The following is an 11,991-nucleotide window of genomic DNA, read 5'->3' as shown; positions in this document are numbered from 1 at the left end:
AACATTGCACCATTGAGGCTATCATATTGTATACGAATGAGGCACATTTTAGGTTCGGCACTGGCCATCAAAGGATTCAAGTATTGGACCGATAACGGCTAGAACTGTTCAAGAGTAAAATAAGTTTAATACTCATAGTTTTTGTATTCAGCACATATATTTAATATTAACTCATAAAAAGAAACTATTATGGCTCGATCTGATTTTAACTGGATACCCTTTACTCACGAATTTAACGCAAACAACCCTTCATTCACTATGGAGTTCCCAATCGAAGGGAATCTCAATCCTTTCGATGATGCCTACCTAATCATCACGGCGCATAATGTTTCGTCCCAAGGTCACCAGATCTCCATCAACAGTCAAGAGCTACCTGGGTGGGACATTCCGATAAATAACCCTGGTTGGCAGACCTGGATGGATCATATTCAACCTGGGCTACTCCGCACGGGAATAAACACTATTACGGTTGTGCGGACGGGGAGTGACAACTTCACGACCAAGGACATAGTGGTACACTGGCGAGAGTAGGCTGGCCGATGCTGCCTTTAAATCCTTAATAATATAAAAGACGGCATAGTGACACCTTTCGTTGAGCAAGTTGTTGCCGCCCGGCAACCACTCCCTTGTCATTATCGTCTATAATAATAGGGGCACTGCCATGATACCCATTACAATAGAAGACCCCTTCGTAGGTAGATTTTCCGGGCCCATGGTATATGGAGTTAATGAGGGTGGCTCAAATTATATAGTGAAATGTGATTTCAGGGAAGGCGGGGCACTTTCGAGGCATACGCAAAACAACGATTCTCAAGGTATTCCGGTCGGGCCCTTCCCTTTTTTGGAAGTTGGACCATGAAGGGCAACGAGGTCAATGGGGAGTTTCAATATGTAGAGGTGGCAGACCCAAAACCCTTTGCAGGGTCGATCGACCAAACTGAACAATGAGTAGTACTTTAAGGTAAATATTATCCCGATTTTATTTGTGAAGCTGAAAATTGTATTGGCGGCCCTACTTTTCAATTGGAGTTGGTGGAGGAATAATAAAAGCTTCGGTGTGTCGCGAGCTTTTTGTTCAACTTCCCTTTCTAAATACCTCTGTTTTTCATCTTAAGGTCAAACAATTTATTCACTACTTTAAAATCCTTCTAAATAAAATAGGAATGGGCCGTAAAGTTTGTTAAAGACAGGTCTATCGAGTAATTTTGTAGACAGCCTTAAACTAAATTCCAACACTATAATGAGCGGATTGACAAAATCTTCGATAGCCCGAAAAGTGGTAATGGCCCTATCAGGTCTTTTTTTGGTCTTTTTCCTCGGACAACATTTCGTAATTAACGTTACTTCGGTAATCGCACCAGACACATTCAACTCGTGGTCGCATTTTATGGGCTATAATGGCCTAGTACAATTCATTCTACAACCAATACTTATTGCTGGGGTCATCATACACTTCGTGATGGGCATTGTTCTTGAACTTCAGAATAATAAAGCTCGAGCAATTAAATATAAAAAATATAATGGGGGGGCGAATGCCTCTTGGATGTCCAGAAACATGATTATAACAGGTCTAGTGGTACTTGCCTTTTTAGGTTTGCACATGTACGACTTCTGGATTCATGAAATGGATTACAAATATATCAGCGGCAACCCTGAGGATCCTACTCGATACTTGGAAGAAACGATTCATAAATTTGAGCCAATATGGCGTACACTTCTGTATGTGATTTCTTTTGTGCTCTTAGCATTACATCTATGGCACGGTTTCGCCTCATCATTTCAAAGCATGGGCGTTAACAATAAGTACTCCCCCGCGATTCAGACCTTTACCAAAATCTATGCGATAGTGATTCCGTTAGGATTCATCTTTATCGCACTATACCATCATTTTAACCCAATAACACATTAAATATGGGCATATTGGATTCAAAAGTTCCATCAGGGCCATTGGCCGAAAAATGGACCAAACATAAAAACGATATCAACCTAGTAAACCCGGCCAACAAACGGAATATCGATATCATAGTTGTAGGAACAGGGCTAGCAGGTGGTGCTGCAGCAGCGACTTTGGCCGAATTGGGCTATAACGTAAAAACCTTTTGCTATCAAGATTCGCCAAGACGGGCACATTCGATCGCCGCGCAAGGTGGTATCAATGCCGCCAAGAATTATCAAGGCGATGGCGACAGTCCTTATCGACTTTTTTATGACACTATAAAAGGTGGAGATTATCGCTCTCGTGAGGCCAACGTATATCGCTTGGCAGAAGAGTCTGCAAACATCATTGACCAGTGCGTGGCACAGGGGGTTCCCTTTGCGCGCGAATATGGCGGATTGCTCGATAACCGTTCTTTCGGAGGCGTATTGGTATCAAGAACATTTTATGCCAAAGGGCAGACCGGGCAACAGTTGTTGCTAGGTTGTTATTCGGCAATGAACCGACAGATCAATCGTGGGAAGATCCAACCTTTCAACCGTCATGAAATGATGGATTTGGTTTTGGTCGACGGAAAAGCTCGGGGAATCATAGCTCGAGATTTAATCACTGGTGAAATCGAACGCCATTCCGCCCACGCAGTGGTTTTAGCGACCGGAGGTTATGGCAATGTGTTTTTCCTTTCCACAAATGCCATGGGAAGTAATGTTACCGCCGCTTGGCGGGCGCACCGCAAAGGTGCTTTTTTTGCCAACCCCTGCTTTACACAGATACATCCGACCTGTATTCCAGTATCCGGTGACCATCAGTCGAAATTGACGCTGATGTCAGAATCGCTGCGAAATGATGGCCGCATATGGGTGCCAAAACGTTTAGAGGATGCCCAAGCGATTCGTGAAGGAAAATTAAAGCCAACGCAACTGGGCGAGGAAGAACGGGATTATTATTTGGAAAGAAGGTATCCCGCCTTCGGAAACTTGGTTCCAAGAGATGTTGCCTCACGAGCTGCCAAGGAACGTTGTGATGCCGGTTTCGGCGTAAATAAAACTGGGGAAGCGGTATATCTTGATTTCGCCGCCGCAATACAACGGTATGGAAAAGAGGAAGCATTGACACACGGCATCAAAAATGCAGATGCTAAAGAAATTACAGAACTGGGTAGAAAAGTAGTCGAAGCCAAATATGGCAATCTCTTTCAGATGTACGAGAAAATTGTAGATGAGAATCCGTATGAAACTCCAATGATGATATATCCAGCGGTACATTACACAATGGGCGGACTTTGGGTAGATTACAACTTACAGACCACGATCGAAGGGTGCTATTGCGCCGGGGAAGCTAATTTCAGTGATCATGGTGCCAATAGATTGGGAGCCTCGGCCTTAATGCAAGGTCTTGCCGACGGATACTTCGTATTGTCCTATACTATTGGCGATTATTTATCCAACGACATTAGAACCGGACCTATTCCGACCGACTCCAAAGAATTTGATGCGGCAGAAACTGCTGTCAAAGAGCGCTTGAACAAATTAATGAATGGCAGCGGGGAGCATTCCGTGGATTATTACCACAAAAAGTTGGGTAAAATCATGTGGAACAAATGTGGAATGGCTAGAAACGCAAAAGAATTGCAGGAAGCCATCGATGAGATTTCCGCTTTGCGTGCCGATTTTTGGGATAACGTAAAAATTCCTGGAAAAGCGGAGGGCATGAACCAAGAATTGGAGAAAGCTGGCAGAGTTGCCGATTTCTTGGAACTGGGCGAATTGTTTGCCAAAGATGCACTCCATCGTAATGAATCATGTGGAGGTCACTTTAGGGAGGAGTACCAGACACCAGAAGGCGAAGCTTTAAGAGACGACAAGAACTTCAAATATGTGGCCGCTTGGGAATTCAAAGGCGAGCCAAAAGATGCCGTTTTGCACAAAGAGGATTTGAAGTACGAAAATATCGAACTGAAAACTAGGAGTTATAAATAGAGGAATATGAATCTGACCCTAAAAATATGGCGTCAAAAGGATGCCCAGTCAAAAGGACAAATGGTAGATTATCCCATCAAGGGTATTGAGGGTGATATGTCTTTTTTAGAAATGCTCGATGTACTCAATGAAGAGTTAATCAACAAGGGTGAGGAGCCCGTTGAATTCGATCATGATTGTCGAGAGGGTATCTGTGGTACTTGCTCCCTACAAATCAATGGAGAACCTCATGGTCCTGACCGTTTAATAACCACTTGTCAACTGCACATGCGTAAGTTCAACGATGGTGATACCATTGTAATCGAACCTTTTCGAGCGACCGCATTTCCTGTTATAAAAGATTTGATTGTGGACCGAAGTGCCTTTGACCGCATACAGCAGGCTGGTGGATATATCTCCGTAAACACTTCTGGCAATACCGTTGATGCTAATGCGATTCCCATCGACAAGCATACTGCTGATGAAGCTATGGACGCCGCCACCTGTATTGGTTGTGGTGCCTGCGTCGCAGCTTGCAAAAATGCGAGTGCAATGTTGTTCACTTCGGCTAAAGTTTCCCAATTCGCGCTATTACCGCAAGGGCAAGTCGAAGCAGTTGATCGTGTACAAAATATGGTGAGACAAATGGATCTTGAGGGATTCGGAAATTGCACCAATACCGGTGCCTGTGAAGTTGAATGCCCCAAAGGAATTTCTTTGGAGAATATTGCGCGAATGAACCGCGAGTATTTAAGTGCTACGGTGAAAGGATAAAAACTTAAAATTTCAATACAAGAAATCAATCCTAAATTCCAATATATGGAACTTGGGATTTTTTTGTCTAAGAAATGAGCTTTAGCGCTTCCCTTCTACTTAATGGGGCAAGTGATGTTTTGTTTACAAAATCAATGACCCAATTTGGGTTTGTTCTGCTGTACTGTCTTAAAACCCACCCAATGGCTTTATTGATAAAAAACTCTTTTGAACCAAGCAGTGAATTGATTACGAACGTCAAGATTTGAGTGTCCAATTTCTCCTTATACATGAGTTGAAACAAAATGGCCGATCGCTGTAGCCAAATATTTTTTGAGTCGATCCACTTTCGCACATATCGTTCTCTTTGTTCTGGGTAGGTTTTAAAATATTCTCCTATGAGCTTTGTGACCATAACATCGACCGTATCCCACCAAGATTTATTGACTACCATAAATTCGAAAAGTTCAATATCACTTTTCTCAAACTGTTTGATATATCGCTGTGCCAACTCTTGTGAAAAATACTGATATTCCCTTTCAGGTTTTAACCACAATTCTTTAATGATTTCCTTTGCTTCCCCTTTTGGTGGCAAAAAACTTTTTATCAAAAATGGTTTTTGAATGATTCGTCTTGCTTCGGTTTTCATTCCAAAGAACTCAAATTGATTTTTCAAGTAAGCCTTCTGTTCAAAAGCTACCTTTGAATCGGCATTCGTTGAAAATTCGGATTCTAATGTTCTAATGAATTCGTGCACTGAATCGTTTTAATTAATTCAATCAACTCCTAAAATAAATGATTTTATGCCAAATTGGGTTCTTTCTCTAAATTCCAAAAAGAAAAATCCCAAACTATAATCAACTAACTCGGGGCAAGCCCTCAAGGTGTTAAAAGGAAATAACCTTCATCATTTCGAAGCAAGCCCGCCTCAACGTCACGGGCAGGCTTCGGGGTATTAAACCCACTGGCGGGAATAAATGATAGTTCGGGTTTTTTGATTTCTACTTGACAGGAATGCAAATATCTACAAACCATAAATTTTCAGGATGCTGTTCCGCATCATTGTGGTAAACTTCGTAATGGTGCCCTTTTCGAAGTTCAAAGTTGTTCTCCGGAATCCATAAAGACATGCTATTCCACGCCTTCTCAAACTCCTCCACCTTTATTTTGAAACTTCCCACCGCAAATTTTCCTTTTGGGATGGTAATTTTAGACACTTCTCCTGAGACTTCAACATCCTCCATAATCGTAATACATGCACTTGATTGCATCTTTGATTCGTCGGTAACACGGGGACTATCGTAATAGATACCTGCCATTTTTGTTTTCGGGAAATTGAGCAGCCCCCTAGGGCCCGCCCATTTCATCAACGCATCAAAAGCTTTTCCGATTTCTTTGTAAGGGCCTTGGTGTCTTACTTGTACCATTCTCAATTCGGGCATTTCCTTTACTTCTACTTGTGTTTTCATTTGTAACCATATTTTTAAATTATCCATAGTGTAAAAGTATTTTTCAAAGGAGACATGTTCTGTACCATTCTTGCTTTGTATTTTACCAATCTTGCTAAACTCATTTTGGCTCCTTTTTTGAAATTCAGATGCGCTGATACCATAGAATTTTCTAAAGGACCTTGAAAAAGAATGGATGCTCTTGAATCCATACCCCAATGCCAAGTCGGTAAGCGAATCTTCTTTTTGCATGAAGAAAAGACGGCCCGCGATCTTCTCGATCCTACGCCTCGTAATATAATTATTGGGGGTCTCGTCTAGCAAAGCGCAAAAAATACGATGGAAATGAAATGGCGAGAAACAGGCAATCTCTGACAATTTTTCCAAGGAAAGTTCGGCATCAAGATTATCGTCAATATGTTCGACCACTTTGTTAATGCGATTGATGTAGAGTAATTGTTGTTTGTTCCTGTTTTCCATTTGTGTTAGTTGACTTCCTAAAATTAGAAGATTCCCCTTAAAGATATTGTCGAAACTAAAATGTAGCAAGATTTGTTAAATTGATGGAATTTCTTTCCTTAAGATATCCTTTTCATAAATTTAAGCATGCCAAAAAAATATTCCGAAGTACGTATCAAGGTGCCCCGATTCAATGAGGAATCTGGGTTCTATACCACACCTGAGCGCTCAAAGATCATGGGCAAAATACGTGGCAAGAACACCAAACCCGAACTGGCCTTTCGAAAGGCACTGTACCATGCGGGCTATCGTTACCGGATCGATTACCGAAAACTTATCGGCAGACCCGATATCGTTCTAAAAAAGTACAAGACCGCAATCTTTGTGGATGGCGAATATTGGCACGGATATAATTGGAAAGAACGAAAACAAAAGATCAAGACAAACCGTGAGTTCTGGATCGCGAAAATCGAACGCAACATGCAACGTGACCGTGAAGTAAACGCGGAATTGGAAAGATTGGGATATAAAGTCTTCCGGTTTTGGGAAAGCGCAGTGAAAAAGGAACTAGAACGATGCCTTGCCGATGTTGTTTCCCATTTGAAAAATCAGTCTAGGTAAAAACGGTATCGTTTTACTACTTTTATAAACTACCTCTAATTGCTCAATCCGTGTTCAAAAATACCTCCCTATCGAAACTGCCGAACGTAAAAACCACCATCTTTACCACCGTCGGCAATCTGGCCAGAAAACACGACGCCATTGACCTTTCACAAGGGTTTCCAAACTTTGAGGCTGACGCCGAACTTATAGGTTTGGTTACCAAGGCCATGCGCGAAGGCCATAACCAATATGCGTCCATGCAAGGTTATTATGGTCTTCGGGAAATTATCTCAAAAAAGATTGAAAGACTACATGGCAGAAAATATAATCCTGATAGTGAAATAACGGTGACGGTGGGTGCGACTCAGGCTATATTTACTGCTGTGACCGCATTTGTCCATCCGGGTGATGAGGTAATCGTACTAAAACCCTGTTATGATTGTTATGAACCGGCTATCGAAGTGAACGGAGGTATTGCCATACCAATTCAATTAAAAGCCGGGGATTACAAAGTCGATTGGGATGAGTTCAAGAAGAAGATTACTCCTAAGACCCGTATGGTCATCATCAATACCCCACATAACCCCAGTGGAAGAATCTTTACCAAAGATGATATGCTGCAACTTCAGGAAATTCTGCGGCCGACCAACATCATTTTGGTCAGTGATGAGGTTTACGAACATATCATATTCGATGGGGCCGAACACCAAAGTGCCTCACGTTTTGATGATTTAGCTTCTCGCAGTTTTGTCTGTGCCTCCTTCGGAAAAACCTTTCACGTTACTGGCTGGAAGATGGGCTATTGTGCGGCACCGGCCGAACTTATGAAAGAGTTTATAAATGTGCATCAATTTGCTGTGTTCTGTGTTGACCATCCCGTGCAAAGGGCTTTGGCAGAATACTTAAAAAATGAAGAACACTACTTGGGGCTCAATAATTTCTATCAAGAAAAACGCGATTTCTTTTTGTCTCGCCTGGAGCATTCCAAATTTTCATTTACGCCCTCGCAAGGCACCTACTTTCAATTGTTGGATTATACCTCGATTACGGGTGAAGAAGATGAGGTTTTCGCAAAACGTTTGATTATCGATCATAAATTGGCAAGCATTGCCATCTCTTCTTTCAATACGGACAATCGCCAAGATAGTGTGCTACGTTTCTGTTTCGCCAAGAAAAAGGAAACTTTGGCCAAAGCCACCGATATTTTGAACAGCCTTTAATCAACAGGTAAAACAGGCACATTACTATGGTTTGGCACATAAGTACCTCCTGTAATTATCACCTTAATGTCCTTCTCTAAAGATTCAACTGGCGATTCCACGATTCGGTTAACGGCTTTCCCATCCTTATAAAAAATAAAAGTAGGCACTTTGATGATGTTCAGCCCCTTTTCCTCCCCACCTGGACTTTTCTTGTACTGGTCTTTTTCATGATCAACGGCCACCACCGTTAATTGGTCCATGGGATAATCGGCGGCTTCCAAGATTTTAAAGAATCGCGGGACTTCCCGCTTGCTATCCCCACACCAGGTGGCCATGAACAAAGTGATTTTATGTTTTGCAAGTTCGCTTTTGATTGATTTGACGAGTTCTGTATCGGCCTTATAACTTTCATGCTGGTTGTTGAACCAAAGAGCATAGGCTCCTTCGGTCAGTCCTATTTTATCGATTTTGCCCAACAGCATTTCGCGGCCTCTGGCATCGACTTTCGTTTGGTTGATCGTTTGTGCATTTGTGACTTGGAGGAAGCAAAACCCTAAGGCCATCACTGAGAAAGCTTGTTTTAGCATAGTATTCAAATTATTGTTTCCTCAAACCTAAACCACCATCAGGGCACAACTAAATAAAATGTGCCATCAACTCAAAAGAAGATATAAACGACTACACATTTGATATGACGGGCTTTGACCCCGATTCTTGTCGTTCATATCGCCTAAACTCCCTTTTGTACACATATTTTTACCACCTTGTACATTATTGGTACTTTTCAACTTTCATTTGACCCAATGAACTTTCTAAGCCATCGTGTTTCCAAGATATTGATCCACCTATTGTTTTGGGCACTCTTTGTGTTTATCTCACTTTTTGTTTTTCCGGAATATCATTGGAAGGAAAATCCATTCCTTCAATATTTCTTTATTCTTTTGGTAATCGTCTATGTCAACGATTTTGTGCTACTTCCTATTTTCGTGAGACGGAAGATGTACCTGCTCTATGTATTACTTATTGGTGGTATCGCCTTTTTGGCCACCCAACTGTACTGTAATTACTTCGCACAATGTGGATGCTCCATCATGAAATGCCTGTCGGATTATCTTTGGCAAACCTTGGTACCACTGGTCTTCTTTTCCTTTATATGGATGTTGTTCCGTTTTCTGGAAAAGCAGGCTGAAGTGGAAGCTATTAGAAAAGAACACACCGAAATGGAGTTACAAATGTTGAAAGCGCAGATCAATCCTCATGTCCTGTTCAATAACCTCAACACCGTGTATTCATACGCTCTGGAAAAACCTCAGGAAGCTCCTGATCTGATATTAAGGCTTTCCGACAATTTGAAACACGTGCTCTATGAGAGCAATGCGCCCAAAGTGCCCCTGGAAAAAGAATTGGAGTATATCGATAACTACATCGCCTTTCAAAAAATACGAACAGAGAACCTAAAGAAAGTTGTCTATTCTAAGAATATTGACGAATTGAACCATAGCATTGCTCCACTACTCCTTATCACCTTGATCGAGAATGCTTTTAAGCACAGTGGCTCAAAAAGCGATGTCGAGGTCAGTATCAAAGTTGAAAATGATATATTAACATGTAGTTGTCGAAATAAAATCAAAATATCCGATTCGGAATCCGACAACCCAAAAATAGGGTTGAAAAACCTTCGAAAACGCTTATCGCTGTTGTATAAGAACAAATACGAACTGAATATTGAAGAGAATGAATATTTTCAAGTTAGGCTTAAACTGGAATTATTATGAAATGCGTCATAATTGAAGATGAAATTCCGGCGCAAAGGATCTTGGAGAATTATATCTCCAAGATTCCGGATTTGGAATTGATCGGCAAGTTTCAATCCGCCTTGGAAGCGAATTCCAGTTTAAGGAAAATAGATGTGGATGTGGTTTTTTTGGATATCAACCTTCCCGATATTTCAGGAATTCAGTACATAAAAACGCTTGCGCATCCTCCGGCCATAATTATGACCACGGCCTACCATGAACATGCGGTTGCCAGCTTCGAACTGGACACAATTTGTGATTATCTCGTAAAGCCCTTTTCGTTAGAGAGGTTTCTGAAAGCCATCAATAAACTAAAAAAAACCGAAAGGCCATCTTCCGAAGATATAAGAAGCGAGGAAAGGTCTATGGAATCAATATTTCTAAACATAGACAAAACGCTGCACAAAATCAATGTTCATGACATTCTTTATGTGGAATCGGATAAAAACTATGTGACCGTAGCAACCAAAAACGGAAAGTTTACTTATTTGGATTCTTTAAAAAATTGGATTCAGAAACTACCCGAAAGTAGTTTTATTCAAGTGCATAAATCGTACATCATCAATTTTGCTGAGATTGAAAAAATTAACGGAAACCTTGTCTTTATCTGTGGAGAAAAAATCCGTCTGGGCCGAGTATATAAATCGATGCTCTTAAAAAAACTAAAGCTCAACTGATTATTACTTCAAAGCCGCATTTACTTTGGTCATAAATTCACCTATTTTATTAGGTTCCAACCAACGGGTGACCACCACCAAATCATTTTCTCTGTCAATGACGATAAAATTACCTCCGAAACCGGCTGCATAATAAATGTTTTGGGAAAGGCCTTCCCAATGTCGGTCGCCTTTTCTATTTAGCCACCACATATACCCATAATTGACATTGGGTTTTGAAGGTTCGATAGCTTTTTGAATCCATGATTCGCTGATCAATTGTTCGCCTTTCCATTTCCCGTTGCTAAGAAATAGCAACCCAAATCGTGACATATCTTCAGCGCTGATAAAGAGTCCTGCTCCAGAATGGCCACCACCCGTTACCGATTTCATTTTGATGCCATCTACCTCAGTCCAAGCATGGTCGTATCCATGCCATCGCCATGTGGTCGATGCTCCGATTTTATCCATAATGTTTTCTTTTAAAACAACGGGCATCGGTTTGCGCCAAACATAGGTCAAAGCGTAGGCCAGTACATTAACACGAACATCATTGTATTCCATGATAGTTCCCGGTTCCATAGGTTTTTCGAACTTCCAATCGTCGATTCCTCCTTCCTTGGGAGGTCTGTCAGCCCAATCTTTACCTCCCCATAGTGCTCCCGACCAAGCAGAATTCTGTTGTAATAGATGTTCCCAAGTTATTTTGGAATTATGAGCACCATCAAAAGTACCGTCCCAGATATAACCGCCTACCTTATCATTGACATTTGCGATAAGTCCTTTATCCTCCGCAAGACCTGCCATGGTACTCAAAAAGCTTTTGGTCACGCTAAAGGTCATATCTACACGTTTCGTATCGCCCCATTGGGCAATGACATAACCATTTTTTAAAATCATTCCGGCTGGCCCGCCACGTTTTTTGGTCGGCCCAAGAATCTCATGAAAGGGTTCGCGTTCAAAACCTTTAAGAATGGCAATGCGCAAGTCGCGCGAGCCCGAGTACTCATTCGCTTCGGCAAATCCTACGGCCTTCTGAAGTTCTTCCGGGTTAATCTTAAAATCTTTGGGTTGTTTCTGTTCCCATTCCACATTCCTTTCAGGAAAAAAATATTCTTGTCCCTCAACAAGATGAACTGCAACTAATAATATAATGGTGAATAATTGTTTTTTCATTTTC

13 protein-coding genes are annotated in these 11,991 nt (G+C 41.5%); 9 read left to right on the top strand and 4 right to left on the bottom strand.

What is annotated here, in order from left to right:
- Positions 1-258: 258 nt before the first annotated feature.
- The 5 genes from N8A86_RS09110 to N8A86_RS09090 all read left to right on the top strand — a co-directional run bounded on the left by N8A86_RS09110 (position 259) and on the right by N8A86_RS09090 (position 4,668).
- Positions 259-531, top strand: a complete 273-nt coding sequence (locus tag N8A86_RS09110; protein ID WP_273568768.1) for a DUF7383 domain-containing protein — start codon at positions 259-261, stop codon at positions 529-531.
- Positions 532-592: 61 nt separating this feature from the next.
- A complete protein-coding gene (locus N8A86_RS09105) occupies positions 593-859 on the top strand; it encodes a hypothetical protein (RefSeq protein WP_273568767.1) in 267 nt (88 codons plus the stop codon).
- Between the two features lie 381 nt (positions 860-1,240).
- Complete coding sequence (locus N8A86_RS09100) at positions 1,241-1,909, top strand: succinate dehydrogenase cytochrome b subunit (protein WP_273568766.1); 669 nt, start codon at positions 1,241-1,243, stop codon at positions 1,907-1,909.
- A 2-nt stretch (positions 1,910-1,911) separates the two neighbouring features.
- Complete coding sequence (locus tag N8A86_RS09095) at positions 1,912-3,915, top strand: fumarate reductase/succinate dehydrogenase flavoprotein subunit (protein WP_273568765.1); 2,004 nt, start codon at positions 1,912-1,914, stop codon at positions 3,913-3,915.
- A gap of 6 nt (positions 3,916-3,921) precedes the next feature.
- Positions 3,922-4,668: a succinate dehydrogenase/fumarate reductase iron-sulfur subunit gene (locus N8A86_RS09090; RefSeq protein ID WP_273568764.1), complete on the top strand. Its 747-nt coding sequence runs from the start codon at positions 3,922-3,924 to the stop codon at positions 4,666-4,668.
- Positions 4,669-4,735: 67 nt separating this feature from the next.
- On the opposite strand, the gene N8A86_RS09085 is transcribed toward N8A86_RS09090, so the two are convergent.
- Both N8A86_RS09085 and N8A86_RS09080 read right to left on the bottom strand, forming a co-directional pair.
- Positions 4,736-5,404 carry a DNA alkylation repair protein gene (locus tag N8A86_RS09085; protein WP_273568763.1) on the bottom strand — a complete coding sequence of 223 codons (669 nt, stop codon included), beginning with the start codon at positions 5,402-5,404 and terminating at the stop codon, positions 4,736-4,738.
- Between the two features lie 244 nt (positions 5,405-5,648).
- A complete protein-coding gene (locus N8A86_RS09080) occupies positions 5,649-6,575 on the bottom strand; it encodes an AraC family transcriptional regulator (protein ID WP_273568762.1) in 927 nt (308 codons plus the stop codon).
- 126 nt (positions 6,576-6,701) lie between these two features.
- On the opposite strand from N8A86_RS09080, the gene N8A86_RS09075 reads away from it, so the two are divergent.
- Both N8A86_RS09075 and N8A86_RS09070 read left to right on the top strand, forming a co-directional pair.
- Entirely contained in the window at positions 6,702-7,175 is a 474-nt protein-coding gene (locus N8A86_RS09075) for a very short patch repair endonuclease (protein WP_273568761.1), read from the top strand.
- A gap of 50 nt (positions 7,176-7,225) precedes the next feature.
- Positions 7,226-8,377 (top strand): methionine aminotransferase, encoded by a 1,152-nt coding sequence (locus tag N8A86_RS09070; RefSeq protein WP_273568760.1) that lies wholly within the window; start codon positions 7,226-7,228, stop codon positions 8,375-8,377.
- Here the strand turns inward: N8A86_RS09070 and N8A86_RS09065 are convergent.
- Positions 8,374-8,946 (bottom strand): thioredoxin family protein, encoded by a 573-nt coding sequence (locus N8A86_RS09065; protein WP_273568759.1) that lies wholly within the window; start codon positions 8,944-8,946, stop codon positions 8,374-8,376. The genes N8A86_RS09070 and N8A86_RS09065 overlap by 4 nt on opposite strands.
- A 216-nt stretch (positions 8,947-9,162) precedes the next feature.
- Between N8A86_RS09065 and N8A86_RS09060 the strand changes: the two genes are divergently transcribed.
- Together N8A86_RS09060 and N8A86_RS09055 are read left to right on the top strand one after the other, a co-directional pair.
- Positions 9,163-10,134: a sensor histidine kinase gene (locus N8A86_RS09060; RefSeq protein ID WP_273568758.1), complete on the top strand. Its 972-nt coding sequence runs from the start codon at positions 9,163-9,165 to the stop codon at positions 10,132-10,134.
- Positions 10,131-10,832 carry a LytR/AlgR family response regulator transcription factor gene (locus N8A86_RS09055; RefSeq protein ID WP_273568757.1) on the top strand — a complete coding sequence of 234 codons (702 nt, stop codon included), beginning with the start codon at positions 10,131-10,133 and terminating at the stop codon, positions 10,830-10,832. The genes N8A86_RS09060 and N8A86_RS09055 overlap by 4 nt, the downstream gene beginning before the upstream one ends.
- 3 nt (positions 10,833-10,835) lie before the next feature.
- Here the strand turns inward: N8A86_RS09055 and N8A86_RS09050 are convergent, their stop codons facing one another.
- On the bottom strand, positions 10,836-11,987 hold the full coding sequence (locus N8A86_RS09050; protein WP_273568756.1) for a serine hydrolase domain-containing protein: 1,152 nt from the start codon (positions 11,985-11,987) through the stop codon (positions 10,836-10,838).
- Positions 11,988-11,991: the final 4 nt, after the last annotated feature.

The organism is Maribacter halichondriae, assembly GCF_027474825.1.
Lineage (GTDB): Bacteria > Bacteroidota > Bacteroidia > Flavobacteriales > Flavobacteriaceae > Meishania > Meishania halichondriae.
Note: the sequence above shows the minus strand (reverse complement) of the source record. Positions and strands in the feature narration are given on the sequence as shown.

Excerpts from the sequence above, each read along its gene's own strand:
- N8A86_RS09110 (WP_273568768.1), top strand. The coding sequence starts at position 259 with ATGGAGTTCCCAATCGAAGGGAATCTCAATCCTTTCGATGATGCCTAC.
- N8A86_RS09100 (WP_273568766.1), top strand. The coding sequence starts at position 1,241 with ATGAGCGGATTGACAAAATCTTCGATAGCCCGAAAAGTGGTAATGGCC.
- N8A86_RS09095 (WP_273568765.1), top strand. The coding sequence starts at position 1,912 with ATGGGCATATTGGATTCAAAAGTTCCATCAGGGCCATTGGCCGAAAAA.
- N8A86_RS09090 (WP_273568764.1), top strand. The coding sequence starts at position 3,922 with ATGAATCTGACCCTAAAAATATGGCGTCAAAAGGATGCCCAGTCAAAA.
- N8A86_RS09080 (WP_273568762.1), bottom strand. The coding sequence starts at position 6,575 with ATGGAAAACAGGAACAAACAACAATTACTCTACATCAATCGCATTAAC.
- N8A86_RS09075 (WP_273568761.1), top strand. The coding sequence starts at position 6,702 with ATGCCAAAAAAATATTCCGAAGTACGTATCAAGGTGCCCCGATTCAAT.
- N8A86_RS09065 (WP_273568759.1), bottom strand. The coding sequence starts at position 8,946 with ATGCTAAAACAAGCTTTCTCAGTGATGGCCTTAGGGTTTTGCTTCCTC.
- N8A86_RS09060 (WP_273568758.1), top strand. The coding sequence starts at position 9,163 with ATGAACTTTCTAAGCCATCGTGTTTCCAAGATATTGATCCACCTATTG.
- N8A86_RS09055 (WP_273568757.1), top strand. The coding sequence starts at position 10,131 with ATGAAATGCGTCATAATTGAAGATGAAATTCCGGCGCAAAGGATCTTG.
- N8A86_RS09050 (WP_273568756.1), bottom strand. The coding sequence starts at position 11,987 with ATGAAAAAACAATTATTCACCATTATATTATTAGTTGCAGTTCATCTT.